Source organism: Bradyrhizobium sp. CCBAU 051011 (genome assembly GCF_009930815.1).
GTDB lineage: Bacteria > Pseudomonadota > Alphaproteobacteria > Rhizobiales > Xanthobacteraceae > Bradyrhizobium.
This window is the reverse complement of sequence record NZ_CP022222.1, coordinates 700,212-726,261: the sequence shown is the minus strand read 5'-3', so window position 1 is coordinate 726,261 and position 26,050 is coordinate 700,212. Positions and strand designations below refer to the sequence as shown.

Here is a 26,050-nt window from a genome sequence, read left to right as displayed (position 1 = left end):
CGCCGTCATTCCGGGGCGATGCGAAGCATCGAACTATGGTGCGCAATTGCGCACCTGAGAATCTCGAGATTCCCCGATGCGCAATTGCGCATCTGAGGTCTGGTGCTAACGCACCATCCCGGAATGACGGTGCGAGAGACAACAAAAAAACGCCGGCATCGCTGCCAGCGTTTTGTTTGGTCCGCGTTAACCGTCCGATCAATCGAACAGCGCGTCGATGTCGTCCTGCGAGGCGTGGCCGGCGTCGCCGTCGAGCTTCGGGCCGTTGAGCAGCTTGGCATCGCCTTCGCGGGTGTCGACGATCGGCTGGGCGTGCGCCTTGATGGCGTCGACGCCGCCCCAGATGTCCATCATCGTGTAGATGTGCTGCTCGATGAACTTCATCGTGGTCATCACCTTGCTGATGCGCTGGCCGGTGAGGTCCTGGAAGTTGCAGGCTTCGAAGATCGAGACGACGCGTTCCTGAATTTCTTCGCTGAGCAACTTCTGCTGGTCGGGCGAGATGTTCTTCGACAGCGCGGTCGCCGCCTGGTCGATCGCCTCGGTGGCTTCCAGAATCTGCTGGGTGGCCTGTTCGGTGCCGCCGACGACGGCGCCGAGTTCGCCGTTGACCTTGGCCATTTCCTGGCCGTCAAAGCTCTTGCCGTGCAGGGTGGCGATTTCGCGCTTGGTGCGGTTGATAGCGTCGTGAATGAGGTCGAGCTCGACCTTCAGCTTCTCGCACTGCTCAATCTGCGCGCGATAGGTTTCCAGGAGCGCGTGGGACTCGGCAATCTCGCGCGCGACATCCGCAACCTCGGTACCGGCGGCGCGGACGTGGCCGAAGCTGGCCATCTGCGAGCGGATCGCGCGCAACTCGGCCATGATCTCGCGATGCATCGGGCCGATCTCGCCGCCTTCGGCAGGCAGGACAATTGGCGCGTCGCCCAGAATGGCTTGTTCGATACGAAAACGTTTGCGATTGACCGACATGAGTTTTTCCCACCCCTTCATTGCCGAGGTGTTCTAAACCATGGCGATTTAACGTCAGGTTCACGGCGCAATATTGCGTGTCGGCGCTTTGCCTGCGGCCGCACACCAACGATTAACCATGAGGGGCGCGCGTTCACGCAAAATAAAGGCTACCGGGCAAATCCGGGTGCGATTGCCGAAATGGTGAATCGAAACGCCCGATCCGTTTACCAAACCGATTAGGTTTTGATTTGTATTGATCGCGTGCAGCGGCGCTTCAATCGCGCCATTGCGCCGAACCCGCAGTGACGAACAGTACAGAGTACGTCGATGTCCGGAAAAATCCGTTTTGCGCTCCTCGCGAGCGTGTCTTGCCTTTGCTTTGCCAGTGAGGCCGCAGCGATTGATGTCTCAGCATCAACTGAGCCCACCGTGATCTACGCCCGCCAGCCGGCGCCGGTGCGCATGGCCTCCAATATGGGCGGCGGCTTCATCGAATTCCTGTTCGGCGATGCGCCACAGGGCGGGCGCTACCAGCGGGAGCAGGCCTACCAGCCGCAGCCCGATTACGGCTATGGCCGGCGCACGCTGCTGCCGCCGATGGATCCGCAGCAGTCGATGCGGCGCGAGGAGGATCTGGTCGATCCCGCGCAGCACCGGCTCGATCCGAAATATGAAAAGCAGGTGGTCGAGTATCACGGCAAGGAAAGCCCGGGCACCATCGTGATCGACACCCCAAACAAGTTTCTGTTCCTGGTGCAGGGCGACGGCAAGGCGTTGCGTTACGGCGTCGGCGTCGGCCGGCCCGGCTTCACCTGGTCGGGCGTCAAGACGATCTCAGCGAAGAAGGAATGGCCGGCCTGGACGCCGCCGCCGGAGATGCTGGCGCGCCGCCCCGATCTGCCGAGGCACATGGAGGGCGGCCCGGAAAATCCGCTCGGCGCGCGTGCGATGTATCTGGGCTCGTCGCTCTATCGCATCCATGGCTCCAACGAGCCCTGGACCATCGGCACCAACGTCTCGTCCGGCTGTATCCGCATGCGCAATGAAGATGTGATCGATCTCTACGGCCGCGTCGGCGTCGGGGCGAGGGTGGTGGTGATCTGATTTCCTGCGTAGCCCGGGTGAAGCGCAGCGTAACCCGGGGCCGTAGCGTGGCTACCGATTCCCGGATTGCGCTTCGCTCCATCCGGGCTACAAATAAAAACGGCCGCCCGATCGGGGCGGCCGTTTTCATTTTCAATTCTCGCGACGGTCACGCGTAGTCGCCGTCTCCGCCGCCATCATCGCCGTCGAAGTCGTCGGAATCGTGATCCATGCCGCCATCGTCGTCGTGCGAGGACTGATCGAAGAATCCCTGCCGCGAACCGGAATCGTTATCGTTGTTGTCGGCGCGCTGGCTAGACGAGCCGCGCGAACCGATGTCGTTGATCCCGGCCTCGCGCGCGAGATCACCGCCGGACTGATCGCCCCACGGCCTGCGGTCTTCGATCCCGCCGCTGTGGTTCGCCGTGTCGCCGAACGCCTGCTGGTTGCCGCCGCCGCCCATCATCGAGCGGATGCTGCCGGCCAGCAGCGAACCGCCGACCACGCCGGCCGCAGCCGCCGCAGCGGTGCCGAGGAACGAGCCGCCACCGCCGCCGAACGGCGGTTGCTGCTGTTGCGCGCCGCCATAGGGCTGGCCATAGGCCGGCTGATTGTACTGTCCGGGCGCCTGGTTTTGCTGCAGCACCTGACCGCTGTTCCAGGTCGGGCGGTTAGCCATGTCGGGCGCGCGAACGTTCGGCACCGAACCTTGCGATGAGCCTTGCGGCTGGTTCTGCCCGAAGATCGCGTCGCGCATCGAATCGAGGAAGCCGCCGGATTGAGCTTGCTGGCCCGACGTCGCCGCTTCCAATTCCTGAATGCGCATGTCGGCGCGCTTCAGCGCCTCGTCCTGCACCAGCGTGGTCTGCACCAGCGCATACACCGCGTTGGGCGCATTGCGCAGGCCCTGCATGATCGCCGACATCGCCTCCGGATCGCGCTTGGCGCTTTCCAGCTTGGCGAGCCGGTCGAAAAGATCGTCAATCAGTTGGCGTTCTTGCGGTGTCATGGCCCTCTCCCTCGCGCCGGGTAGTGATCGACGCGCGGGCAAGATGTAGGGCGGGCTTTGTGTCGCAAGTAGTGGGCGGCCGAATTAAATTTTGGTATGCGACAAAACGCCGGGTGGATTGCCCGGATATGCGTCAACTCAGTGTAACTTTATTCGCCGCCAGCAATGCCGCGAATCGATCGCTTGCGAGAAACGCATGTTCCGCCTCGCGCTGCGTGGTCAGGGGATCGAGGCCCTCCAGCGTTTCGTCGACAAAGCCGGGATGGCACATCACCAGCCCGCCCTCCGGCAGCCCTTCGAGGAACTGCCCCATCAGCGCGCCGAAATCGGGCGACGTCGAAAAATCATAGGCGCCGGCAAAGGCGGGGTTGAACGGGATTTTGGCGCTAGTCGCACGCTTGCGGAATTGCGCACTGAGGACGTCGAGCACCAACGCCTTCGGCGCGCCGAGCAGTTGGCCAAATGGCTTGAGGCGTCCGCCCTGGCGGACCCAGGCGTCCGGCGCCGCCTCCTTGACCGCGCGCAGAAAGGCGTCGCGCACGCCGGGGAAGAGTTGCGCGTGCTGATGGCCGTCGACGAAATCCGGCGCGCGGCCGAACAGCTCCTTGAAGGCCGCAAGCTGAGCCAACAGTTCATCCTCGATCAGGCCTGGATCGATCCGCCGCAACAGGCCGGCGCGCAGCAGTTTTGGAAACGGCAGAAACAGGCCGCCGTCGACGGGGCGAAAGTGCATCGTCAGCGGACGAAACGGCGCGGTCAGCGTCGCGTGCAGCCCGATCGCGCAGCGCGCGCTCGTCGCCGCAACCTCCTGCAACGCGGTGACTTCGGCGCGGCCGATCGCAGGTCCCACCACCATCACGGAGGTGGCGTTGAGACGGCCGCGCGAGATCAAATCGCGGATGGCGCGGTTGACGCCTTCGGCCAACCCGTAATCGTCGGCGCACAGCCAGATCCGGCGCGGCGGCGCGGCATCGTTCATTCGGCAGCGGTCCGTTCGCTGGCTTTGGCCGTCGTCTCGCCATCGGCGCGCTTTTCGGAGTGCTCGGCGACGAAGTAGATCGGACGCGCCTTCAACTCGGAGAGAATCTTGCCGATATATTCGCCGACGATGCCGATCATGATGAGCTGCACGCCGCCGATCGTCATCATGCCGATCATCAGCGAGGGATAGCCGGGGACCTGTTTGCCGGTGGTCCAGACCTCCCAGAGAATGGTCAGGCCGAACAGGAAGGCACTGATGGCCAGCAGCATGCCGAGCAGGCTGGCAAAGCGCAGCGGCGCCACCGAGAACGACGTCAATCCCTCGATCGACAGGCCGATCAGGCGGCTTGGGCTGAACGTGGTGACGCCATGCGCGCGCGCCGCCGGCTCGTAATCGACGCGGATCTGGCGGAAGCCGATCCAGTTCGACAGGCCCTTGAAGAAGCGGTTGCGCTCAGGCAATTGGCGCAGCGCGGCGGCGGCGCGCGGCGACAGCAGGCGGAAATCGCCGGCGTCCTCGGGGATCTTCTGCCGCGCGCCCCAGTTGATCAGCGCGTAGAAGCCGTGCACCGCCTGGCGGCGCAGGAACGATTCATTGTCGCGATGCGCCTTCGCCGTATAGACGACGTCGTAGCCGTCATCGATCCAGTGCGAGACCAGCTTTTCGACCATATCAGGCGGATGCTGGCCGTCGCCGTCCATGAACAGGATCGCGCCAAGGCGGGCATGGTCGAGGCCCGCCATCAGCGCCGCCTCCTTGCCGAAATTGCGCGACAGCGACACCACCTGGACGTCGAGCGCATCGGCGGCAAGCGTGCGCGCGATGACAAGCGTGTTGTCGGCGCTGCCGTCGTCGACATAGACGACCTCGCTGGCCAGCCCGTAACGCGCCTTCAGCGTCCGGGCGAGGCCGACCAGCCGCTCGTGCAGCACAGCGAGCCCCGCCGCTTCGTTGTACAGCGGCACGACGATCGACAGTCCCTTGGCCGCCGCGCTGGAGGCGGTGGTCGTCAGGCGGGAAACGTCAGAGCCGAGCGTCATCGATCAGGTCCCAATTAGTGCTCCAAAACAGCATATGTTACTCGGCCCCACCTGTCGCAACGATGAACGAAACGGCAGCCTTATTGCCGCAGGAACGCCTCTAGCTTGGCGAACAAGGGGTTTTCGCGGTCGAGCACATAGTCCAGCGAGGCGATCGACACCGTATCGGCGCCGTGCTCGCGCAGGAAACTGCCGAGCGCGTAAAGATGCACCGGCGGGCAGTGCAGCGTCAGCATGCCCGACGACGTCGGCCCGCCGAACGGCGCCACTACGCCGAAACGGTTATGTGCGTCCTTGAGCAGCGCATCGTTGCAGCCGGCGAAACGGGTGCGGACTTCACGATATTTGCTGGCTCGCGCTCGGGCTGCGATGTGATCGAGGATGACGCGCGCGGTCTCGCGGGCGTCAGCCGACCAGTCGGCTTCGCGGGACGCCACGAGATTGGCCTGGCTGCGCAGGATCACGCCGTCGTCGAGCACCTTCAGCCCGTTGGCGGCAAGCGTGGCGCCTGTGGTCGTGATGTCGACGATCATCTCGGCGGTGCCGACAGCGGGCGCGCCTTCGGTGGCGCCGGCGCTTTCGACGATGCGGTAGTCGACCACGCCATGGGCGGCGAAGAAGTTACGCGTCAGATTGATGTATTTGGTCGCGACCCGCATCCGCCGGTTATGCTGGGCGCGGAAGCCGGTGGTGACGTCGTCGAGATCGGCCATGGTGCGGACGTCGATCCAGGCCTGCGGCACCGCGACCACGACATTGGCGCTGCCGAAGCCGAGGCTGTCGATCAACAGCACGCGCTTGTCGGTATCGGGGATGCTTTCGCGCAACAGATCCTCGCCGGTGACGCCGAGATGCACCATGCCGCGTGCCAGTTGCGAGGCAATTTCGCTCGCCGAGAGATAGGCGATCTCGACATTGTCGAGGCCAGCGATAGTGCCGCGATAGTCGCGCGCGCCGCGCGGCTTCGCCAGCGAAAGCCCGGCGCGGGTGAAAAACGCCTCGGCGTTTTCCTGCAGGCGGCCCTTGGAGGGGACGGCGAGAACGAAGGGGGCGGTCATGCGGCGCTCCCTTGCGATACGGGCTGGCCGTATTGCGTCAAGGCTTCGATCCAGACCGAGAAGCCGACCGCGGGGATCGGCGTCGGCGAGCCGAGCTGCGTCATCAGCCCGTCATAGCGTCCGCCCCCGACCAGCGGCTCGACGCCGTTGCCCTTCTTGTGCAATTCGAACTCGAAGCCGGTGTAATAATCGAGCCCGCGGCCGAACGAGGTGGAGAACCGCGTCAGCTTGGTGTCGATGCCGCGCGCGGCCATGAAGCCGACGCGGCTTTCGAACTGGTCGATCGCCGCCGCAAGATCGAGCTTGGCGTCCGATGCCAGCGTACGCAGTTGCTTAACCGATTCGTCCGGGTCGCCCGCGATCGCGAGGAAGCGCTTGATGGTGTCGAGTGCATCGCGCGGCAGCGCGCCGCCTTTCAAGGTCGATTGTTCGAGGAAGCGGTCGGCGATTTCGTCGACCGTCCGTCCGCCGACATTGGTGGTGCCGGCTATCGACATCAGGTCGGTGACCAGCGCCAGCGCCGCCTTGCGGTCGGAGCCGGCCAGCGCCGCCAGCACGCCCTCATACTCGTTGCGGCCGGGCGCGGTCGCGAGCGTCAGCCGCTCGATATCAGCGGTGAGGCTGACCTTGCGGTTGAAATCCTTGATCAGCCGCCGCCGCCATACCGGATAGAGGTCGAGCGCATCGATCAGCGCGTTGAACAGCGCGACGTCGCCGGTGCGGATTTCGACATCCTTCAATCCGAAGACTGAGGTCGCGTCCAGCGCCAGCGCCAGCATTTCCGCATCCGCCGCGGCGCGGTCCTGCCGGCCGAAGGACTCGATGCCGGCCTGCAGGAACTCGCTCGGCTGGCCGCCGCGATAACGGAACACCGGCCCGAGATAGGAAAAGCCCGCCGGCTGGCCGGCGCGCCCCGAGGCGAGATAATCGCGTGCCACCGGAATGGTCAGGTCGGGGCGCAGGCAGAGTTCCTCGCCGGAGGCGTCGGTGGTCAGGTAAAGGCTCTTGCGGATGTCCTCGCCGGAGAGGTCGAGAAACGGCTCGGCCGGCTGCAGGATGGCCGGATGCGCCTGGACGTAGCCGCCTTGTGCAAACGACAATAGCAGCGCGTCCGCCCAAGCGGCGGACCCGGCAGCACCTCTGACGGCAGCGGTCGCGGTCATCTTAGGTCCAAATGCCCGGAAAACCCGGGTTCAGGGTTGATTTGGGGGCTCCCGGCGGTTCCGGGGCGCTCGTTGGCGCAGGCCTTAGCATGGCCGGAGCAACGTTTCGACAGGGATCGGCCAACTGAATTAATGGGCGGTGGCCTCACCGGTTATCGCGTCACTGACCATCCGGGTCCCGCCAATCCCCCAGTGCCGCCTGGACCAGCGTCAGCGCGGCCACTCCGGCCGTATCGGCCCGCAGAATCCGCGGTCCCAGGGAGAGCCGGAGGATAGTCGGCTGGCGCAGGAGAAGCTCACGTTCCTCCCCGGCAAAGCCGCCCTCGGGGCCGATCAACACGTCGATGCCGGAAGCTGCGGCCTGCGCCGTCTGCAGCGCTTGCACCGGAGCTTTGACGTTGCTGGCCTCGTCGCAAAACACCAGGAGCCGCGCCGGGTCGCGCTTGTCGAGAAAGCGGTCGAGCACAACGGGCTCGGCGACCTCGGCCAGACTGAGTATCCCGCATTGTTCGGCAGCCTCGATGACATTGGCGCGCATCCGCTCACCATTGACCCGCGAGACCTGGGTGTGCCGCGTCAACACCGGCTGCAGGCTCGAGGCTCCCATCTCGACCGCCTTCTGCACCATGTAGTCGAGACGGGCGTGTTTCAGCGGCGCAAAGACATAGGCGATATCGGGCAGGCGATCCTGCGGCCTCGTCCTGGCTGCGATAATCAAACCGTCCGGCCGCTTTCGGCCCTCGATCGTCGCCTGCCATTCGCCGTCGCGGCCGTTGAACACCAGGATGGTGTCGCCGGCGGAGAGCCGCAGCACATTGCCCAGATAATTGCTCTGGTTACGTTCCAGCGCGATTCTCTCGCCCTCGCGCAACGGGGCATCGACGAACAGGCGAGGGGCGCGGAAATCGAGTTCAGGCATCGGTAAGGTTCCGTTTTCCGGGCGCTTTTAGCCTAAAGCGCTAGAATCCGGACGCTATTTTTAACTTTTGGGGCGGCCCTGCGCCGCGCTGCTGCCCCAATCCACGGGTTGTTAAGCGGCGGCAGGAATCGTAAAAAGCTGTTTCGCAAATCTGCTTCGTTCGGGACACGTTGGGGACTTGCCTGACCTCGCCGGAGAACCACCCTTGATGATCCGCCGCCTGATTGTGCCGCTGACCGCTGCCGTCGTGACGTTCCACGCGGGCCACGCCTTTGCGCAGGGCGCCTTTCCGGCGCCGCTCCCGAACCAGAGCGCCGCACCCGCGGCTTCGCCGTTTCCGCCGGTCAATGGCGCTGCGCCGTCGGCCACGGTCGGCGCGCCGTCGCCCTTCCCCTCGCAGGGCGCCGCCCCGGTTTCCGGCGGATTCAGCGGGCCGCCGCCGCAGGCCAGCGGTTCGGCAGATGCCTGCATGAAAGGGTTTGTTCCCTTGCGCGAGGAGGCCGAGAAGCGCGGCAAGATGATCAAGGCCGCAAGCGACCGCAAGGCGCCGCCGGACGAGGCTTGCAAGCTGATCAAAAATTTCGGCCAGGCCGAAGTGAAGATGATCAAATATGTCGAGACCAACTCGGCCAAATGCGGAATTCCGCCGCAGATCGCCGAGCAGCTCAAGAACGGCCACAAGAACACCGAGAAGATGCAGAATCAGGTCTGCGCCGTCGCGCAGCAGGCGGCACAAGCACGGCCGGCCGGCCCGAGCCTCAGCGAGGTGCTCGGCTCGGCGGCGCTGCCCGAGGCGCAAGCCGTGAAGAAGGGCGGTAGCACCTTCGATACGCTGAACGGCAACGTTCTCGCGCGATGACCCCGATCAGATGAGCGACGCGACCACCCGCGTTGCCGATGCGACCGGCAACTGGGTCGATACGCGTGCGCCGCTCTGGTTGCGGCCCTATTTGCGGCTTTCCCGTTTCGACCGTCCGATCGGCTCGTGGCTGTTGCTAATGCCGTGCTGGTGGTCGGCGGCGCTCGCCGCCGGTGTTGCGCGCGACATCTCGTCATTGCCGCTCGTGATCGTGCTGTTCTTCATCGGTGCCTTCGTCATGCGCGGCGCGGGCTGTGCCTGGAACGACATTACCGACCGCGACCTCGACGCCAGCGTTGAGCGCACGCGCTCGCGGCCATTGCCCGCCGGGCAGATCAGCGTGACGCAGGCGTTCGCCTTCCTGGTGCTGCAGGCGCTGATCGGCTTGGCAGTGCTGCTGCAGTTCAACCGCTTCGCGATCCTGACCGGCATCGCCTCGCTCGTCATCGTCGCGATCTATCCCTTCATGAAACGCATCACCTGGTGGCCGCAGGTGGTGCTGGGGCTGGCGTTCTCCTGGGGCGCGCTGATGGGGTTTGCGGTCACGCTCGGCCGGATCGACCTGACCGCGCTTGTGCTCTATGCTGGCTCGATCGCCTGGGTGATTGGCTACGATACGATCTACGCCCATCAGGACACCGAGGACGACGCGCTGATCGGCATCAAGTCCACGGCACGTCTCTTTGGCGAGCGCACTCATCTCGCGCTTTCGGTGTTTTATTCGCTCGCCGTGGTTCTGATCGGCGCAGCGCTGGTGCTCGGCGGCGCACGCTGGCCGGCCTGGATCGGATTGATTACGTTCGCCGCGCATCTTGCCTGGCAGATAAAGACGTTGGACATCCGCGATCCCGCGCTGTGCCTGCGCCTTTTCAAGTCCAACCGTGATGCGGGGCTGTTGCTGTTTGCGGGATTGTTGGTCGACGCGGTGCTGCGCGCTTAGTTCCTCGATCTCGTAGGGTAGGCAAAGCGCAAGCGTGCCCACCATCAAGCCGCACGATCGGTGATAGATGGTGGGCACGTCGCTAGCGCTCCTTTGCCCACCCTACGGCGTCCCGAGCTGATTTGCTTCGCGCGCAAGCGCAATCTCGACGCGCGGCTTGCGGCCAATTGGCTCGGCGGGCAAATCACTTCTGATTTTCAGAAATCGTGTCAAGCCCGGGAATCAAAAATATTCCGCTTAACATGTCACCCAAATCAGCGGCATGACTCCGTTCGTCTCACCCGATTGAGGGGCGCTCGCGAACGTCACGAACGTGCGGTGAGATGCGATGGACGCTGATGTCACGACGACGTACGTGACGTGAGGCGTACGGCGAAGTCGTGTGGTTCGGGCGCCGCGGTGCTGGCGCTAAGTCAAAGAGAAGCGAAGCTTCTCTCGTGGCGACGGAGGCAAAAGAGCCGTTCTCCGGGAAGAGCACGAAGTAAGCCGTAAAGCCATTGCGCAGGGAAGGCCGGAGTGTTCCCGCTGCCCTGTATGCTCGTGTGCATTTTTGTTTGCGCAAATCGCACGCGAGACCGCGGGTGCAGCAAGCACCCGGTCTTCCCTGCGCCCTCTAAGTTCTGGAGGGACAAACGAAGATGCAAACCTCGGGCGAAAGGCGTCGCGAGAATGCGAAACTATGTCCACCGTCATTGCGAGCCAACGGGTCGCGCATTTGCGCGACCCGTTGGCTCGCAATGACGGGTCTGGCCTCAATCCCGCGCGATGATCTCGCGCTCGTCCCGATGAACAGTCTCGGTGTTGTCGGGATTGCCGAGCCGGCGGCGCACCAGGAATTTCGGGCGGCGGGCGCGGACGGCGTTGTGGCGGCGGCGCCGGGCGGCCGGTTCGCGATCGTCATCTTCCGTCAGCAGTGGCAGCGCAAAGATGTCGCTCCACATCTGCCAGGCGGAGGCGATCTCCTCGTGGTCGGAACTCACGCACAAGGGAATGTTCAACGATGGATCGCGATGCGCCAGCACCAGCATCTGCGCGTCGTCGTCGAGGCCGCGCAATGCGACGCCGAGAAAGTCGCTGACGCGGACGTTGATCGCCATCCGCATGCCCTTGACGGCACGGTGCAGCACGACGCGTTCGCGATGAAGTTCGATTTTCCGCACGCCGCCATCCGCACGGGTGTCGTGCGCTTGGAAGCTCAGCGGCAGAGAAAGAGGGTCGAGCCGCATGACGCAGCTCGACCCGGCGGGATTGATCCCGCTTGTTGCTGTTTGACGCCTCACGGCTCTCATCTCCCCGCCGGGATTATGTTCCCGGTCGATACGCGAGACCTTAGCGGAAGCGTTTCCGTTTCGCCTTAAAAAGCCTGGTTAAGGAGTGGTCACCTGCCATGGATCTCCCCGCATGATTGACAAGACCTTGGCGCGCATGATTGACGAGACCTTGCGCCAATGCCGAAAATGTTTGGTATTTGGCGGCGCAAAATGCTTGAAATGCCCGTGATTCCGGCACATCTGAAGGCCTTGGCGATTGGCGCCCTAAAGCCCCTCCATTTCAGGGATTTTGTTTGTGAACTCTTCACCATCCAGCTCGCCACAGCTTTCGAAAGCCTCCGCAACCACCGACCTGTTCGATCAATCGGCGCTCTCGACGCTGGCGCAGCGCCTGGTCGAGGCCGCCAAGCGCGCCGGCGCGGATGCCGCGGACGCGGTTGCGGTGCGGGGCGTCTCGCAAGGCGTCGAAGTGCGCGATGGCCGGGTCGAGGAATCCGAGCGATCCGAAGGCGACGATGTCGGCCTGCGCGTGCTGGTCGGCCAGCGCCAGGCCGTGGTCTCGACCAACGATATTTCCGGCGACGGCGTTGCCAAGCTCGCCGAGCGGGCGGTGGCGATGGCCCGCGTCGCGCCTGACGACAAATATGTCGGTCTTGCCGATCCCTCGCTGTTGGCGCGCGAGTTCGCCGAGCTCGATCTGCTCGACCGCAATATTCCGACCACAAGCGAACTGGAGCGCCGCGCCTGCGAAGCGGAAGCCGCAGCTCTTGCGGTCAAGGGCGTGACCAAGTCGAGCGGCGCGTCCGCCTCGAGCGGCATCGGCGGCATGGTGCTGGTGACCTCGACCGGATTCCACGGCTCATATTTGCGCTCCAGCCACGGCATCTCGGTGACCGCGATTTCGGGCGAAGGCACGAGCATGGAGCGCGATTACGATTTCACCTCGGCACCGCACGCCTCTGACCTCGATTCTCCCGAAAGCGTCGGCCGCAGGGCAGGCGAGCGCACCGTGGCGCGCGCCAATCCGCGCAAGGTCGAGACCTGCAAGGTGCCGGTCGTGTACGATCCACGGGTGTCGGGATCGCTGGTCGGCCATCTGGTTGGCGCTATCAACGGCGCCTCGATCGCGCGCAAGACCAGTTTCCTGAAAGACCGGATGGGCGAGCAACTATTCGCCAAGAACATCCGCATCATCGATGATCCCTTGCGCGTGCGCGGCCTGCGCTCGCAAACCTTCGACGCCGAGGGCGTAACGGTGAAAAAGCACGCGCTGATCGACGAGGGCGTGCTGACCACGTGGCTGCTCGACTGCGCCACCGCGCGCGAACTCGGGCTGGTCACGACCGGACATGCCCATCGCGGCGTCTCGTCGTCACCATCGCCGGGATCGTATAATCTGCATCTCGAGGCCGGCGCGATGACGCCGAAGGAGCTGATCTCCGACATCAAGCAGGGCTTTTACGTCACCGACCTGATCGGCTCCGGCGTCAACGGTGTGACCGGCGATTACAGCCGCGGCGCCTCCGGATTCTGGATCGAGAACGGCGAGATCACCTATCCCGTCAGTGAGGTGACGATCGCAGGTCATCTGCTGGCGATGTTCAAGTCGCTGGTTCCCGCCAACGACCTGGAATTCCGTTACGGCGTGAACGCGCCGACGCTGCGCATCGAGGGCCTGACGCTTGGCGGACGCTGATACCGCCGACCGAATCTGGGCGCGCGATGCCGCGCTGTTGCGGGACACCGTGCGCGAAGCCGGCGCGCTGGCGCTATCGCTGTTCCGCACCGAATTGAAGAACTGGACCAAGGGCGCCTCCTCGCCGGTCTCGGAGGCCGACATCGCCGTCAACGATCTCGTCGAGCGGCGGCTGCGCGCGGCGACGCCGGATTATGGCTGGCTGTCGGAGGAGAGCGTCGACGACGACGCGCGTCTCGGCAAGGAACTGGTCTGGATCGTCGATCCGATCGACGGCACCCGCGCCTATCTCGCCGGCCGCGAGGACTGGTGCGTCAGCGTGGCGTTGGTGGCGGGAGCTGAGCCGGTGCTGGCGGCGGTGTTCGCGCCAGTCAGCGACGAATTCTTCTTCGCAATCCGCGGCCAGGGCACCACCTGCAACGACAGGTCGGTGCGTGCGACCGCGGGAACGGAGCTGGATTTTTCCCGCATGGCCGGCCCGAAGCCGCTGGTGCAGCGGCTAAGCGGGTCACCGGATGAGATCACGCTGCATCCGCGGATCGGGTCGCTGGCACTGCGCCTGTGCCGGGTCGCCGACGGCAATCTGGATGCCGCCTTTGCCGGTGGCCAGAGCCGCGACTGGGATCTTGCTGCGGCGAATTTGATCGTGCACGAAGCGAATGGTAGAATGACCGCGCTCTCGGGGGATGCGATTGAGTATAATCGCCGGGAAGTGGTGCACGGGGTGCTGGTGGCGGCGGGAAACGATCGGCATGCGCGCATTGTCGAGCATTTCCGGGATCGTCGGCTGCCCTGAATCGGTCGAATCCGTGCCACAAATCATTCCATTCATACCGCGATTCAGAGTATCGCTCCTTTGCCGGGCACCTCGTTAGGAAAGTCCATCATGCCAGATAGTGCCCCGCAGCAATTGCTGCATCTCGTCATCGGCGGCGAATTGACCGATCTCGAACACGTCACGTTCAAGGACCTCGACCAGGTCGACATCGTCGGCGTGTATCCCAATTACGCATCCGCACACGCCGCCTGGAAGGCGAAGGCGCAGCAGACCGTGGACAACGCCCACATGCGCTATTTCGTGGTTCACCTCCACCGGCTGCTCGATCCAGGTCAAGACACGAAGTAATCCAGTTGAAACGGTTCATTCGCGACTTGCTGCGCAGCACCTTCGTTCAGCGCGCGCTGGGTGTGCTTGCGGCCGAATATCTCCGGCTGGTCTGGCTGACCAATCGCTTCACTTATGAGCCGACCGACGTCTATGCGCGGGTCGAGCCGGAGATGCCGGCGATCTTCGCGTTCTGGCACGGCCAGCACTTCATGACGCCGTTCATCAAGACCAAGGAGAGCCACCGCGCCAAGGTGCTGATCTCGCGGCACCGCGACGGCGAATTCAACGCCATCGCCGCCGAGCGGCTCGGCATCGGAACCATCCGGGGTTCCGGCGATCATGGCGGCGCCTTTCACCGCAAGGGCGGCGTCGGCGCCTTCAGGGAGATGCTGCAGGCGCTGGAGGACAAGTGGAACGTCGCCACCACCGCCGACGTGCCGAAGCGCGCGCGGGTGGTGGGGCTCGGCATCATCATGCTGGCGCGTGAGTCGGGGCGGCCGATCATGCCCTTTGCGATGGTGACGAGCCGCTTCATCCGGTTGAAGAACTGGGATTCTTCCACCATCAATCTGCCATTCGGGCGCGGTGCGGTGGTCGGCATCGAAGCTGTTCATGTACCGCCGGATGCCGATGCCGAGACTATGGAAAAGCTGCGCCTTCAGGTAGAAGAATATCTGAACGAAGCGACCCGTCGCGCCTACAAGGCGGTCGGGCGTCCGGAGGCCGCTCTTGGCTAATTCGCTGCCGATGACGTTGCGCGTCTACCGGAGTCTTTCGTCCGCCATGGTACCGTTGTCGCCTGCGTTGATCAGCCGGCGGTTGAGGCTTGGCAAGGAAGACCCTGCGCGGGTTGGCGAGCGCCGCGGCATGACCGCCGATGTCCGCCCCGCAGGGCCGCTGGTCTGGATTCACGGCGCCAGCGTCGGCGAAGTGCTGGCAGCAGCGGCGCTGATCGAGCGGCTGCGGGCCTTGAACCTGCGCATTCTCCTGACCTCGGGCACGGTGACGTCGGCTGCGATCGTCGCCAAGCGGTTCCCGCCCGATGTCATTCACCAATATGTTCCCTACGACTCACCGCGCTACGTGGCGCGGTTTCTCGATCACTGGCGGCCGTCGCTGGCGTTGTTCATCGAATCCGACCTGTGGCCGAACCTGATCCTGTCGAGCGCCGCGCGGCGGCTGCCGATGGTGCTGATCAATGGGCGGATGTCGCAGCGCTCGTTCCCGCGCTGGCGCCGAGTCCAGGGGACCATCTCGGCGCTGCTCGATAAATTCGACATCTGCCTGGCGCAGTCGCAGACCGATGCGGATCGATTCACCGCGCTCGGAAGCCACAACGTCATCGTCACGGGAAATCTCAAGCTCGACGTTCCCGCGCCGCCGGCCGACGGCAACAAGCTGGACATGCTGATGTCGATGACGCGCGGCCGGCCGGTCGTGGTCGCTGCTTCCACCCATCCCGGCGAGGAAGAGATCCTGACCGAAACCCACCGGACGCTCGCCGGCTATTTTCCAAAGCTGTTGACCGTGATCGTGCCGCGCCATCCCGATCGCGGCGAAGCCATCGCCCGCATGATTGCTGCGTCCGGTCTCAATCCGACCCTGCGCTCGCACGAGGACTTGCCGACCGCCACCACCGACATCTATGTCGCCGATACCATGGGCGAACTGGGGCTGTTCTACCGGCTGGCGCCGATCGTGTTCATGGGCGGATCGCTGGTCGAGCATGGCGGGCAGAATCCGATCGAGGCGATCAAGCTCGGTGCCTCCGTCGTCCATGGCCCCCACGTCTTCAATTTCACCGACGTCTATGAGGCCCTCGATTCCGCCGGCGGCGCGCGGCGTGCCGATACGCAGGAAGCGCTGGTGAAGCAGTTCGGGCAGATGTTGGCCGATCACAAGGCGCGCGAGGCCGTGCTGACCGCGTCCGAGCGCGTGGTCGGGCAACTCGGCGGCGCGCTGGAGCGAACACTCTCCGCGCTCGAGCCGTATCTCTTGCAATTGCGGATCGAGATGGGAGCCGCCAATGCGTGAGCCGGGCTTCTGGCACGGCCCGGCTTCGCTCAACTCGCATCTATTGAAACCGCTCGGCGCGCTCTATGGCGCCATCGCCGTCCAGCGCCTTCAGCGCAAGGGATTGAATGCCGGCATTCCGGTGCTCTGCGTCGGCAATTATCACGTTGGCGGCGCCGGCAAGACGCCGACCGTGCTGGCGCTGGCGAAGCTGCTGGGTGAGCTCGGCGAGACGCCGGTCGTGCTCAGCCGCGGCTATGGCGGGGCATTGCGCGGACCGGTCAGGGTCGATCCGGAGCGGCATGCAGCGGCCGATGTGGGCGACGAACCGCTGATGCTGGCGGGCCATTTGCCAATCGTGGTGTCGCGCAACCGCGCGGACGGCGTGCCGTTGGCGCGGTCGCAAGGCGCGACCGTGATCGTGATGGACGACGGCTTCCAGAGCCCGGCGATCGTCAAGGACGCGTCGCTGATCGTGATCGACAGCGGCCGCGGCATCGGCAACGGGCAGGTGTTTCCTGCCGGTCCGCTGCGCGCCCCGCTGCGGCCGCAACTGGCGCGCACCGACGCGCTCATTGTCGTCGGCGACGGCACTGCCGCGGCGTCGGTGGCGGCAGCGATTGCAGCCCAGGGCAAGCCGGTGCTGTCAGCGCATCTGAAGCCCGATGCGGCGGCGGTGGCAAAGCTTCGCGGCGAGCGCGTGCTGGCGTTCGCCGGCATCGGGGATCCCGCGCGATTCTTCAATACGCTGCGGACCAGCGGCGTCGATGTCGTCCAGCAGCGTGCCTTCGCCGATCATCATCCGTATTCGCAGGGCGAGACCGAAGGCTTGATTGTCGAGGCCAAACGCGATGGGCTGACGCTGGTGACGACGGAAAAGGATCTGGCCCGGCTGCGACGCGGTGACGGTCTGCCGGACTGGGCGAAACAGATCGTGCCGTTCGCGGTGACGCTCGAATTCGACGACGCGGCGCTGTTGCGGAAATTCGTCGCCGACCGGTTATTCAAAGCCCGAGAGAAACCGTAGATGGGGTAACGGGCCCCGGTCCACCCTCCAGGCAAGCCGCGCTTGCTACGGCGGTGTTGGGTGGCGCGCTTCGCGCGACCTGCCTGGAAGGCGGGCGGTCGTCCCTCACATTGATGGTGTTACGGAGTCAGAGGGATGAGCCTCGCTCCAAGCATCAAGGAGAGACGACCATGGAGCATTATGCCGGAATCGACGTGTCATTGGAATGCTCGAGCGTGTGCGTTGTCGACGCCAATGGCAAGATCGTGCGCGAGGCCAAGGTGGCGAGCGAGCCGCAAGCCCTAATCGCCTGGTTCGGTTCGCTGGGCTTCGGCCTGGAGCGGATCGGGCTGGAGGCCGGACCATTGTCGCAATGGCTGTTTGCGGCCATGAAGATAGCCGGCCTTGCCGTGGAACTGCTGGAGACGCGGCACGTGCGGAAGGCGTTCGAGGCGATGCCGGTCAAGTCGGATCGCAACGATGCCCGCGGCATCGCGCAACTGATGCGGCTGGGCTGGTTCCGGCCAGTGCATTGCAAATCGATGAGTGCGCAAGAGACCCGATCGCTGCTGACGGCGCGCAAGCTGGTGCAATCGAAGCTTCACGACGTGGAGAACAGTCTGCGCGGGATCCTGCGCGGTTTTGGCCTGAAGGTTGGCAAGACGACCGGGCAGACGTTCGCGGGACGGATCGAGGAGCTCGTGGCGGGCCACCCGCACCTGCAAACGATCGCCAAGGCGCTGCTAGCGGTGCGAACAGTGCTGCGGGCCGAGTTCGCAGCCTTCGAGAAGCAGATCCGCAGGATGGTGCGATCCGACATGCAAGCACGGCTGCTGACGTCAGTCCCGGCGGTCGGCCCAATCGTGGCGCTAACCTATGCCAGCGCGATCGACGATCCAGCCCGGTTCAAATCGTCGAAGCAGGCAGGAGCCCATTTCGGGTTGACCCCGAAGAAGCATCAATCCGGCGAGACCGACTACACCGGCCGGATCAGCAAGATCGGTGATGCTTCGGTGCGCACGGTGCTTTACGAAGCCGCCAACGTCATGCTGACCAAGCCGGTCAAAGGCTGTTCGCAATTGAAGAGCTGGGCCATGCGGATCAAACGGCGCGCCGGCACGAACAAAGCCAAAGTGGCGCTGGCGCGCCGGCTCGCGGTGATCATGCATCGCATGCTCGCCGACGGAACACCCTTTAACGCCGCTGCTGCCGCAGCCTAACAGGAGAGACACAACAGTTTTCGGGCGGGTCACAACACCAGGCCTTCTCGAAGCGAAGTCCCTTCGCCGGGACGATGGATCAGGTCAGGCCGTTGCCCACCAGGTCGCCCTCGTGAGCACGCACAACGTAGATTGGTCGACCTATCCTCTTCCAACCCCATCAGGTGGCGGCCCTGCGCCGACCCCGTACAGAAGCGAGACCCCGGCGGGCGGACAACGCAAAGGGATTGACTAATCGAGGCCCGTTACAGAAGGGTGGGCAAAGCGAAGCGTGCCCACCATTAACGATGACTGTGCAAGACATGGTGGGCACGGCGCGATGCGCCTTTGCCCACCCTACGAACGACGGCTCACCCCTGCGACTTCAGCGCGCCGGGAAAATGCCGCTGCAGCACCGCACTCGGCACCGAATAGGCCTCCTGCAGATCGACGCTCCAGTATTTCAATTCATCGAGCGGAATCCGTACGTCGGTGATGGCGCAGCGCACATAGGTTCCGGGTGAGATGACGCGGAAATCGCCATCGAGATACTGCACCTGCGCTTCGCCGTGGCCCGAGGGACCGAATTTATTAAGCACCGTCAAACTCTCCGATGGGCCGATCCGGAAGGACTGGCCTTAAGTGTAATTTCCAAGATTCGATCTATCACAGATAGGTCGTACTGTCCGCCCCCGAAACCCACCGACTTGTGATGATTTTGTGTCCGGGTGCATGATAGCGTGAAATTTTACCGGGCCCGCAGCGTTATCCCGATACGACAGAGACCGATGCGCCTGTTGTCAGCAACGCTATTCCTGACGCTCCTTGCTACGGCTTGCACGGCAAATGCTGCGCCGTTGCCGGCGCCGCAGCAGGTCGATATCCCGGCGGCGGCCAGCCTGATGCTGCACGCGCAGCTCTACAAGCCCGCCGGGGAAGGGCCCTTTCCCACCGTGATTGCGCTGCACGGCTGCGGCGGATTGGGTGGGCAATCGGAGCCGGTGCTGGCGCGCTACCGCGACTGGGCGGAGCAATTGCTGAAGACCGGCCACGCGGTGCTGCTGCCGGACAGCTATGGTTCGCGCGAACTCGGCCCACAGTGCCAAGTCAAGGAGCGCCGGGTGCTGGCCCGCCGCGAGCGGGTCGCCGATATCAATGCGACGCGGCAATGGCTGTTGCAGCAACCCTGGGCCGCGCGTGACCGGATCAGCCTGATCGGATGGGCGAACGGCGCCAGCGCGGTGCTGTGGGCGGTGCGCCCGCAATCATTGTCGCGCAGTGCCGAGCCGGATTTCCGTTCGGCCATCGCCTTCTATCCGGACTGCCGGATCTCCTCCGGCCTCGGCTGGAGCACGCGCGTGCCGACGCTGCTGTTGATCGGCGCCAAGGACGACGTCAGTTCGCCGTCGGCCTGCCGCCAGGTGGTGGAGGGCGCTCGCGGCCGCAGCGCGTTGGCGCGGATCGTGGTCTATCCGGGGGCGGCTCACGATTTCGACCGCGCCAACCTTCCGCTGCGCGCGATCACGGGGGCCGACGCCGCGTTGCCCGAACGCGGGCATATCGGCACCGATGCGGAAGCACGAAAGGATTCGCAGCAGCAGGTCACGGAGTGGCTGGCGCGCTAATTGAGATTGTGTTGTTCGTCATGGCCGGGACAAGCCCGGGCATGATGGAGAATGGGTAAGCTTAGAACAGGCTTCCCTGATCGACCGGCTTGACCACGCGCTTCGGCGCCGCCGGCTTGGGCTCACGCGGTGCCACCTTCGGCGCGGTTGAATTCGGCGCCGTCGCCTGAGGCCGGTCCGCATCCGCGGTGGCGCCGACGCGGCCGTCGGCAAATTCGATGGAGAGGCGTGCGCTTGGCCCGACTGCGGCGGCGGCACGGACCGCGTGGCCGTGCTCGTCGCGCACGAGGGCGAAGCCACGGGCGAGCACGCCGCGATAGGATAGCGCCGACAGCAATTGCCCGCTATGGGCAACGCGCGCATCGAGACGCTGCAGGGCGGTTAGCAGCGCACGGCGTGCGCGCTCGGCCAGCCGGTGCGTGCGTTCGCGGTCGCGCGCGATGGTATTGCGCTGGGCCTGGGCGTTGGAGAGCTTTGAGGCCTTCAGCCTGACCTCCAGCCCGGCGAAGCGATCGCGCCGGCTGCGCAGCAGGGCGCGCGCGGACAGGCGAATGCGCTCGCCAGACACCGTGAGGCGATGGTTGGCCTGCGCGACCTGTCCGCGCAAAACCTTCAGCGTCAGCCCGGCGCTGAGATGCGAAAAGCGGCGGTGATGGGCGTGCGTATTGGCCTTCAAGCCACGGGGCAGGGCGGCGCCGAGATGATCCAGCCGCTGCCGGGGGATCGCGAGCAGTTCGCTCAAGCTGGGCAGGGCGCGGGCGGCGGCGCGCAATTCATTGCGGCGGCTCTCCTGGCCGCGCTGCCAGCACACCATGGTGCGGCGCGCCAGGCTTTCGACCTCGGCGAACAATTCGCTGCGCACCGGGACCGCCATTTCGGCCGCCGCGGTCGGCGTCGGAGCGCGCTTGTCGGCGGCGAAATCGATCAGCGTGATGTCGGTCTCGTGGCCGACGGCCGAGATCAGCGGGATCACGCTGTCGGCGGCGGCGCGGACCACGATCTCCTCGTTGAACGACCACAGGTCCTCCAGCGAGCCGCCGCCGCGCGCGACAATCAGGAGATCGGGGCGCGGAATTCGTCCGCCTTCCGGCAGCGCATTGAAGCCGCGGATCGCCGCCGCGACTTGCTCGGCGGAGCCTTCGCCCTGCACCTTGACCGGCCACACCAGTACGCGGCGGGGAAAACGGTCCTGCAGCCGGTGCAGGATGTCCCTGATGACGGCGCCGGTCGGCGAGGTGACGACGCCGATCACTTCCGGCAACCAGGGCAGCAATTGCTTGCGCGCCTCGTCGAACAGGCCCTCGGCGGCGAGCTTCCGCTTGCGCTCCTCCATCAGCGCCATCAGCGCGCCGATCCCGGCGGGCTCGAGGGACTCGATGACGATCTGGTATTTCGAGGAGTTGGGGTAGGTCGTGAGCTTGCCGGTCGCAATGACCTCCAGCCCCTCCTGCGGCTTGAACCGCATCCGGGCGTGGGCGAACTTCCAGATCACCGCCTCGATCTTGGCGCTCTCGTCCTTCAGCGCGAAATAGCAATGGCCCGAGGAGTGCGGACCCCGGAAGCCGGAGATTTCGCCGCGCACGCGGACATGGCCAAACCGGTCCTCCACCGTCCGCTTCAGCGCGGAGGAGAGTTCCGAGACGGTGAATTCAGGCGCGTTGATGAGGTTCTCAGCAGGCATATGCCTAGAATCGGCCTTTTCCAGCGCTTCCGCAAGGTACGGAGGCCATCACGGGGGCGTCACGGCACATATCCACACAGGAATAGACCCGTTGTTGCGGCCGGCCGCTGTCGTGCTAAACCGTCGCGCAATTGCCGGCAACCCTCCATTTGGCTGCACTCCCCATGAACATTCTCCTGCTCGGTTCCGGCGGCCGCGAACACGCTCTGGCGTGGAAGATTGCCGCTTCCCCGCTGCTCACCAAGCTGTGGTGCGCACCCGGTAATGCCGGGATGGCGCGGGAAGCCGAGTGCGTGGCGCTTGACGTTGCGAATCATCCCGCCGTGATCGAGTTCTGCAAAGACAACGCTGTCGACCTTGTCGTGGTCGGCCCGGAAACGCCGCTGGCGGCCGGCATCGTCGACGATCTCGCCGCGGCCGGCATTAAGGCGTTCGGTCCGAGCAAGCAGGCTGCCCAGCTCGAGGGCTCCAAAGGTTTTACCAAGGCGCTCTGCACCGAGTTCAATATTCCGACCGGTGCCTATGGCCGCTTCACCACGGCTGACGACGCGCTGGCCTATGTGCGCAAGCAAGGCGCGCCGATTGTCGTGAAGGCCGATGGGTTGGCCGCCGGCAAGGGCGTCGTCGTCGCGAAAACCCTTGATGAGGCCGAGGCCGCCATCGCGATGATGTTCGAGGGCGCGTTCGGTGCGGCGGGAACGGAAGTCGTGATCGAGGAATTCCTCGCCGGCCGCGAGATCAGCTTCTTCGCGCTGTGCGACGGCGAGACCGCGATCCCGCTCGCCACGGCGCAGGACCATAAGCGCGTGTTCGATCATGACGAGGGCCCGAACACCGGTGGCATGGGCGCGTACTCGCCGACGCCGTTCGTGACTCCGGAAATCCACGATCAGATCATGGCGCGGATCATTTTGCCGACGGTCGCCGGCATGAAGAAGCGCGGTACGCCGTTTCGCGGCGTGCTGTATGCCGGCGTGATGCTGACGGAGCGGGGGCCAAAACTGTTCGAATACAATGTCCGCTTCGGCGATCCCGAGTGTCAGGTGCTGATGCTGCGGATGATGTCGGATATCGTGCCGGCGTTCCTGGCGTCGTGCGACGGGGAGTTGAAGCACTTTGATCTGCGCTGGTTTCCGGATCCCGCGCTGACGGTGGTGATGGCAGCGAAGGGCTATCCAGGCGATTACAGGAAGGGCACGCGTATCGAGGGGCTCGATGATGCCGCCAGGATCGAGGGCGTGGAAATCTTCCATGCCGGTACGGTGGCGAAGGACGGCGCCATCCTCGCCAATGGCGGGCGCGTGCTGAACGTCTGCGCGATGGGGAAGACGGTGTTGGAAGCGCAGCAGCGTGCCTATCAGGCTGTCGATCGTATCCAATGGCCGGATGGCTTCTGCCGCCGCGACATCGCCTCGCAGGCGGTGGAGCAGGAGAGGAGCGGCTAGTTTCCGGTCATTCCGGACGACGCGCATGCGCGTCGATCCGGAATCTCGAGGTTGCCTTGCGCGACTCATCTCGAGATTCCGGGTTCGATGCTGGCGCATCGCCCCGGAATGACGAAACAAGCCTTACAACAAATCCCCGCCCGCCGCGCTTGCCGTGGTGCCGTGCTCGCGGAACGCCTTGATGACGTTTTTGCCGATCTTCCACTTGTGCACTTCGTCGGGACCGTCGACCAGCCGCTGCGAGCGCACCTGCGTGTACCACTTTGCGAGCGGCGTATCCTGGCTGAAGCCGAGCGCGCCGTGGAGCTGGATCGCGGTGTCGATCACCTTGTGCACCATATGCGCATGAAAGATTTTCGCGATCGAGTTTTCCTGCCTGATATCGAGGCCCTTCTCCGCCTTGTAGGCGATGTGCAGCAGCATCAGGCGTCCGATATAAAGCTCGCTGGCGCAGTCGGCGAGCATGAACTGCACCGCCTGGCGGTCCGCGAGCAATTGGCCGAAGGTCGAGCGCTTGGTGACATGGGCGACGGCCATGTCGAGCGCGCGCTGCGCCTTGGCGACGTTGTGCATGCCGTGGCGCAGGCGGCCATAGGCGAGGCGGTGCTGGCCCATGGCAAAGCCGTTGCCTTCGCCGCCGACGAGATTGTCGGCCGGCACCACGAGATCCTTGATCTCGATCTCCGAGTGGCCGCCGTGCAGGGCGTCGTCATGCGGTCCCTCGATCGCCATGTTGGCGACGTTACGCTTGATCTTGTAGCCGGGGTTCGGCAGCTCGACGAGAAAGGTGGAATACTGCTTGTGCCGCGGCGCGTTCGGATCGGTCTTGGCCATGACGAGCGCCATGTCGGCGACACTGGCGGAGGAGGAAAACCACTTCTCTCCGTTCAGGACGTAATTCTCGTTGCCGTCCTTCACGGCGGTGGTCTGCATGCCGGTGGCGTCGGCGCCGGCGGCTTTTTCCGTCATCGAGAAGCAGATGCGCTTGTCGCCGTTGAGCAGGGGTTTAAGGAACTTTTCCTTCTGATATTCCGTTCCGTGGGCCAGGATCGTCATCATCGAGGCGTCATCGGGGCCTTGCGTGTTCATCGACAGCGCGCCCAGCATGCTCTCGCCGAGCTCCATCTGCACCAGCGCATTCGCCAGCGGACCGAGGCCCATGCCGCCATATTCCTTGGGCACCCACGGGCACCACAGGCCTCGCGCGCGGGCCTTGGCGCGGAGCGGGCCGAGCACTTCGGCGAGCGGCTTGGTGTCGAGTTCCTTCTCCGCCGGGATGCATTCCTCATGGACCCATTTGCGGACCTTCTCGCGGATCGCCTTGGCTTCGGCCGGAATTTCGAAATCGATCGACATCGCTGGTTTCCTCGGGTCTTGTTGCTCTTGGTCGTACCTGAGGGATGGCATAAACCTGCGGTCTGAAAGCGGCAACGGCAAACAAAGTTTGAAGCAAGAGCCGCAGCTCATGGAGGAGAGGCCATGCCCGATCTTGCCGATCTGTTTCCTGGCTACGCGTCCGAATGGATCAACACCTCGTCGGGCCGCATCTTTGCCCGCGTCGGCGGCAAGGGGCCGCCATTGCTGCTGCTGCACGGGTTTTCATCGACACATGTGATGTGGCACCCCGTCGCGCCGCAGCTTGCGGACCAGTTCACGCTGATCATCGCGGACCTACCAGGCTACGGTTGGTCGGACATGCCCCGCAGCGACGAGAGCCATACGCCCTACACCAAGCGCGCGATGGCGAACGCGATGGTCGAGGCGATGGAGCAGCTCGGCCATGTGCATTTCGCGCTCGCCGGGCACGACCGCGGTGGTCGCGTATCGTACCGGCTGGCGCTCGATCATCCGGGCCGGCTTTCGAAACTCGCGGTGCTCGATATCGCGCCGACCTATGATTATTGGGAGAGGATGAACCGGCTCTCGGCGCTGAAGATTTACCATTGGGCGTTTTTGGCGCAACCCTATCCGCTGCCGGAGACGCTGGTCTCAAGCAACGGAGAATTTTTCCTGAAGTACAAGATGGCGAGCCAGACAAAATCGAAGACGCTCGATGCCATCGATCCGCGCGCGCTGGAACATTACCTCGCGCCATTTCGCGATCCCGCCCGCGTGCATGCGATGTGCGAGGACTACCGCGCCGGTGCCTATGCCGACTACGAGATCGACAAGGCCGATTTCGACGCCGGCAAGAAGATCACGATCCCAATGCTGGCGCTGTGGGGCGATGCCGGCATCGCGAGCGCTGCAACGACGCCGCTCGACACGTGGAAGAAGTGGGCGACGAAGGTGGAGGGTGCGCCGGTGGATTCCGGACATTTTCTGACGGAGGAGAATCCGGAAGCGACGGCGAAATTGTTGCGGGAGTTTTTTACGGCGGCATGAGTTGCCGCTGAACTCTCCACGTCATTGCGAGCGCAGCGAAGCAATCCATCTATCCCCGCGTTGAGGAATGGATTGCTTCGCTGCGCTCGCAATGACGGCTGAGTGCTACCGTCGCTCCCTGAAAAATTCCCGCAGCAGTGTCGCGGCCCGGTTCTCGCCCACCGCCGAATAAACCTCCGGCACGTGGTGGCAGGTCGGCTGGGCGAAGAACCGCACGCCGGAATCCACTGCGCCACCCTTCGGGTCCGCCGCGCCGTAATAGAGCCGCCGGATCCGGGCAAATGAGATCGCGCCGGCGCACATGGTGCAGGGCTCCAGCGTAACGTAGAGGTCGCAATCGACCAGTCGCTCGGTGCCGATGACCTCCGCCGCCTGCCGGATCGCCAGGATTTCGGCGTGCGCGGTCGGATCGCGGTCGGTCAGGGTCCGGTTTCCGGCGGTGGCGATGACCTCGTAATCCCTGACGATGACGCAGCCGATCGGAACTTCACCGGCTTTTCCGGCGTTTTCGGCCGTTTTTAGCGCCAGATCCATGAAAGAAGGGGCAGTCATGCCTCGTATCATCCGAAGAAACCTGCTACTAGCTGCGCCTTCAGCAAACGTGGATGCCGGTT

Annotated in this window: 25 protein-coding genes; 13 read left to right on the top strand and 12 right to left on the bottom strand. The window is 64.5% G+C overall.

Annotated elements, in window-relative coordinates; all coding sequences use genetic code 11:
- Positions 1-198: 198 nt before the first annotated feature.
- Positions 199-972 carry a protein phosphatase CheZ gene (locus ACH79_RS03530; protein ID WP_161849784.1) on the bottom strand — a complete coding sequence of 258 codons (774 nt, stop codon included), beginning with the start codon at positions 970-972 and terminating at the stop codon, positions 199-201.
- Between the two features lie 309 nt (positions 973-1,281).
- On the opposite strand from ACH79_RS03530, the gene ACH79_RS03525 reads away from it, so the two are divergent.
- A complete protein-coding gene (locus ACH79_RS03525; RefSeq protein WP_161849783.1) occupies positions 1,282-2,058 on the top strand; it encodes a L,D-transpeptidase in 777 nt (258 codons plus the stop codon).
- A 148-nt stretch (positions 2,059-2,206) separates the two neighbouring features.
- On the opposite strand, the gene ACH79_RS03520 is transcribed toward ACH79_RS03525, so the two are convergent.
- From ACH79_RS03520 to ACH79_RS03495, 6 genes are all read right to left on the bottom strand, one after another.
- The gene (locus ACH79_RS03520) at positions 2,207-3,046 is read right to left on the bottom strand and encodes a DUF2076 domain-containing protein (protein WP_161849782.1); all 840 of its coding nucleotides are present in this window, start codon (positions 3,044-3,046) and stop codon (positions 2,207-2,209) included.
- Between the two features lie 133 nt (positions 3,047-3,179).
- Positions 3,180-4,025 carry a ChbG/HpnK family deacetylase gene (locus tag ACH79_RS03515; RefSeq protein WP_161849781.1) on the bottom strand — a complete coding sequence of 282 codons (846 nt, stop codon included), beginning with the start codon at positions 4,023-4,025 and terminating at the stop codon, positions 3,180-3,182.
- A complete protein-coding gene (locus tag ACH79_RS03510; protein ID WP_161849780.1) occupies positions 4,022-5,068 on the bottom strand; it encodes a glycosyltransferase family 2 protein in 1,047 nt (348 codons plus the stop codon). The genes ACH79_RS03515 and ACH79_RS03510 overlap by 4 nt, the downstream gene beginning before the upstream one ends.
- Positions 5,069-5,148: 80 nt before the next feature.
- A complete protein-coding gene (hisG, locus tag ACH79_RS03505) occupies positions 5,149-6,126 on the bottom strand; it encodes an ATP phosphoribosyltransferase (RefSeq protein ID WP_161849779.1) in 978 nt (325 codons plus the stop codon).
- Positions 6,123-7,289, bottom strand: coding sequence for an ATP phosphoribosyltransferase regulatory subunit (locus ACH79_RS03500; RefSeq protein ID WP_161849778.1), 1,167 nt, complete (start codon positions 7,287-7,289; stop codon positions 6,123-6,125). The genes hisG and ACH79_RS03500 overlap by 4 nt, the downstream gene beginning before the upstream one ends.
- 160 nt (positions 7,290-7,449) lie before the next feature.
- Entirely contained in the window at positions 7,450-8,208 is a 759-nt protein-coding gene (locus tag ACH79_RS03495) for a 16S rRNA (uracil(1498)-N(3))-methyltransferase (RefSeq protein ID WP_161849777.1), read from the bottom strand.
- A 208-nt stretch (positions 8,209-8,416) separates the two neighbouring features.
- Between ACH79_RS03495 and ACH79_RS03490 the strand changes: the two genes are divergently transcribed.
- Both ACH79_RS03490 and ubiA read left to right on the top strand, forming a co-directional pair.
- A complete protein-coding gene (locus ACH79_RS03490; RefSeq protein ID WP_161849776.1) occupies positions 8,417-9,067 on the top strand; it encodes a hypothetical protein in 651 nt (216 codons plus the stop codon).
- Positions 9,068-9,077: 10 nt separating this feature from the next.
- Entirely contained in the window at positions 9,078-10,007 is a 930-nt protein-coding gene (gene ubiA, locus ACH79_RS03485; protein WP_161849775.1) for a 4-hydroxybenzoate octaprenyltransferase, read from the top strand.
- A 752-nt stretch (positions 10,008-10,759) separates the two neighbouring features.
- Here the strand turns inward: ubiA and ACH79_RS03480 are convergent.
- Positions 10,760-11,287 (bottom strand): DUF6101 family protein, encoded by a 528-nt coding sequence (locus ACH79_RS03480; RefSeq protein WP_161849774.1) that lies wholly within the window; start codon positions 11,285-11,287, stop codon positions 10,760-10,762.
- Positions 11,288-11,573: 286 nt separating this feature from the next.
- On the opposite strand from ACH79_RS03480, the gene ACH79_RS03475 reads away from it, so the two are divergent.
- From ACH79_RS03475 to ACH79_RS03445, 7 genes are all read left to right on the top strand, one after another.
- The gene (locus ACH79_RS03475) at positions 11,574-12,974 is read left to right on the top strand and encodes a TldD/PmbA family protein (protein ID WP_161849773.1); all 1,401 of its coding nucleotides are present in this window, start codon (positions 11,574-11,576) and stop codon (positions 12,972-12,974) included.
- On the top strand, positions 12,961-13,770 hold the full coding sequence (locus tag ACH79_RS03470) for a 3'(2'),5'-bisphosphate nucleotidase CysQ (protein ID WP_161849772.1): 810 nt from the start codon (positions 12,961-12,963) through the stop codon (positions 13,768-13,770). Before ACH79_RS03475 ends, ACH79_RS03470 begins: the two co-directional genes overlap by 14 nt.
- Positions 13,771-13,860: 90 nt before the next feature.
- Entirely contained in the window at positions 13,861-14,100 is a 240-nt protein-coding gene (locus ACH79_RS03465; RefSeq protein WP_161849771.1) for a DUF4170 domain-containing protein, read from the top strand.
- Between the two features lie 5 nt (positions 14,101-14,105).
- Positions 14,106-14,819: a lysophospholipid acyltransferase family protein gene (locus ACH79_RS03460; protein WP_161849770.1), complete on the top strand. Its 714-nt coding sequence runs from the start codon at positions 14,106-14,108 to the stop codon at positions 14,817-14,819.
- A 10-nt stretch (positions 14,820-14,829) separates the two neighbouring features.
- The gene (locus ACH79_RS03455; RefSeq protein WP_161856192.1) at positions 14,830-16,116 is read left to right on the top strand and encodes a 3-deoxy-D-manno-octulosonic acid transferase; all 1,287 of its coding nucleotides are present in this window, start codon (positions 14,830-14,832) and stop codon (positions 16,114-16,116) included.
- Complete coding sequence (gene lpxK, locus ACH79_RS03450; RefSeq protein ID WP_161849769.1) at positions 16,109-17,122, top strand: tetraacyldisaccharide 4'-kinase; 1,014 nt, start codon at positions 16,109-16,111, stop codon at positions 17,120-17,122. Before ACH79_RS03455 ends, lpxK begins: the two co-directional genes overlap by 8 nt.
- Positions 17,123-17,292: 170 nt before the next feature.
- Positions 17,293-18,321, top strand: coding sequence for an IS110 family transposase (locus ACH79_RS03445; RefSeq protein ID WP_161849768.1), 1,029 nt, complete (start codon positions 17,293-17,295; stop codon positions 18,319-18,321).
- A 350-nt stretch (positions 18,322-18,671) separates the two neighbouring features.
- On the opposite strand, the gene ACH79_RS03440 is transcribed toward ACH79_RS03445, so the two are convergent.
- Positions 18,672-18,899 (bottom strand): DUF2093 domain-containing protein, encoded by a 228-nt coding sequence (locus ACH79_RS03440; protein WP_057861041.1) that lies wholly within the window; start codon positions 18,897-18,899, stop codon positions 18,672-18,674.
- 189 nt (positions 18,900-19,088) lie between these two features.
- Here ACH79_RS03440 and ACH79_RS03435 point away from each other — a divergent pair, with 189 nt between their 5' ends.
- Positions 19,089-19,925 (top strand): dienelactone hydrolase family protein, encoded by an 837-nt coding sequence (locus ACH79_RS03435; RefSeq protein WP_161849767.1) that lies wholly within the window; start codon positions 19,089-19,091, stop codon positions 19,923-19,925.
- Positions 19,926-19,986: 61 nt separating this feature from the next.
- Here the strand turns inward: ACH79_RS03435 and xseA are convergent, their stop codons facing one another.
- Positions 19,987-21,606, bottom strand: a complete 1,620-nt coding sequence (gene xseA, locus ACH79_RS03430) for an exodeoxyribonuclease VII large subunit (RefSeq protein ID WP_161849766.1) — start codon at positions 21,604-21,606, stop codon at positions 19,987-19,989.
- 164 nt (positions 21,607-21,770) lie between these two features.
- On the opposite strand from xseA, the gene purD reads away from it, so the two are divergent.
- A complete protein-coding gene (gene purD / locus ACH79_RS03425; RefSeq protein WP_161849765.1) occupies positions 21,771-23,051 on the top strand; it encodes a phosphoribosylamine--glycine ligase in 1,281 nt (426 codons plus the stop codon).
- Positions 23,052-23,174: 123 nt separating this feature from the next.
- Here purD and ACH79_RS03420 read toward each other — a convergent pair whose 3' ends face one another.
- Positions 23,175-24,407, bottom strand: coding sequence for an acyl-CoA dehydrogenase family protein (locus tag ACH79_RS03420; protein ID WP_161849764.1), 1,233 nt, complete (start codon positions 24,405-24,407; stop codon positions 23,175-23,177).
- A gap of 123 nt (positions 24,408-24,530) precedes the next feature.
- Between ACH79_RS03420 and ACH79_RS03415 the strand changes: the two genes are divergently transcribed.
- The gene (locus ACH79_RS03415) at positions 24,531-25,436 is read left to right on the top strand and encodes an alpha/beta fold hydrolase (RefSeq protein WP_161849763.1); all 906 of its coding nucleotides are present in this window, start codon (positions 24,531-24,533) and stop codon (positions 25,434-25,436) included.
- Positions 25,437-25,541: 105 nt separating this feature from the next.
- Here the strand turns inward: ACH79_RS03415 and ACH79_RS03410 are convergent, their stop codons facing one another.
- A complete protein-coding gene (locus ACH79_RS03410) occupies positions 25,542-26,000 on the bottom strand; it encodes a nucleoside deaminase (protein ID WP_161849762.1) in 459 nt (152 codons plus the stop codon).
- Positions 26,001-26,050 lie beyond the last annotated feature (50 nt).

Coding starts and splice junctions, on each gene's coding strand:
- purD (WP_161849765.1), top strand. CDS start 21,771: ATGAACATTCTCCTGCTCGGTTCCGGCGGCCGCGAACACGCTCTGGCG.
- hisG (WP_161849779.1), bottom strand. CDS start 6,126: ATGACCGCCCCCTTCGTTCTCGCCGTCCCCTCCAAGGGCCGCCTGCAG.
- ACH79_RS03435 (WP_161849767.1), top strand. CDS start 19,089: ATGCGCCTGTTGTCAGCAACGCTATTCCTGACGCTCCTTGCTACGGCT.
- ACH79_RS03515 (WP_161849781.1), bottom strand. CDS start 4,025: ATGAACGATGCCGCGCCGCCGCGCCGGATCTGGCTGTGCGCCGACGAT.
- ACH79_RS03525 (WP_161849783.1), top strand. CDS start 1,282: ATGTCCGGAAAAATCCGTTTTGCGCTCCTCGCGAGCGTGTCTTGCCTT.
- ACH79_RS03520 (WP_161849782.1), bottom strand. CDS start 3,046: ATGACACCGCAAGAACGCCAACTGATTGACGATCTTTTCGACCGGCTC.
- ACH79_RS03455 (WP_161856192.1), top strand. CDS start 14,830: ATGACGTTGCGCGTCTACCGGAGTCTTTCGTCCGCCATGGTACCGTTG.
- xseA (WP_161849766.1), bottom strand. CDS start 21,606: ATGCCTGCTGAGAACCTCATCAACGCGCCTGAATTCACCGTCTCGGAA.
- ACH79_RS03410 (WP_161849762.1), bottom strand. CDS start 26,000: ATGATACGAGGCATGACTGCCCCTTCTTTCATGGATCTGGCGCTAAAA.
- ACH79_RS03415 (WP_161849763.1), top strand. CDS start 24,531: ATGCCCGATCTTGCCGATCTGTTTCCTGGCTACGCGTCCGAATGGATC.
- lpxK (WP_161849769.1), top strand. CDS start 16,109: ATGCGTGAGCCGGGCTTCTGGCACGGCCCGGCTTCGCTCAACTCGCAT.
- ACH79_RS03495 (WP_161849777.1), bottom strand. CDS start 8,208: ATGCCTGAACTCGATTTCCGCGCCCCTCGCCTGTTCGTCGATGCCCCG.
- ubiA (WP_161849775.1), top strand. CDS start 9,078: ATGAGCGACGCGACCACCCGCGTTGCCGATGCGACCGGCAACTGGGTC.
- ACH79_RS03465 (WP_161849771.1), top strand. CDS start 13,861: ATGCCAGATAGTGCCCCGCAGCAATTGCTGCATCTCGTCATCGGCGGC.
- ACH79_RS03500 (WP_161849778.1), bottom strand. CDS start 7,289: ATGACCGCGACCGCTGCCGTCAGAGGTGCTGCCGGGTCCGCCGCTTGG.
- ACH79_RS03530 (WP_161849784.1), bottom strand. CDS start 972: ATGTCGGTCAATCGCAAACGTTTTCGTATCGAACAAGCCATTCTGGGC.
- ACH79_RS03420 (WP_161849764.1), bottom strand. CDS start 24,407: ATGTCGATCGATTTCGAAATTCCGGCCGAAGCCAAGGCGATCCGCGAG.
- ACH79_RS03510 (WP_161849780.1), bottom strand. CDS start 5,068: ATGACGCTCGGCTCTGACGTTTCCCGCCTGACGACCACCGCCTCCAGC.
- ACH79_RS03490 (WP_161849776.1), top strand. CDS start 8,417: ATGATCCGCCGCCTGATTGTGCCGCTGACCGCTGCCGTCGTGACGTTC.
- ACH79_RS03445 (WP_161849768.1), top strand. CDS start 17,293: ATGGAGCATTATGCCGGAATCGACGTGTCATTGGAATGCTCGAGCGTG.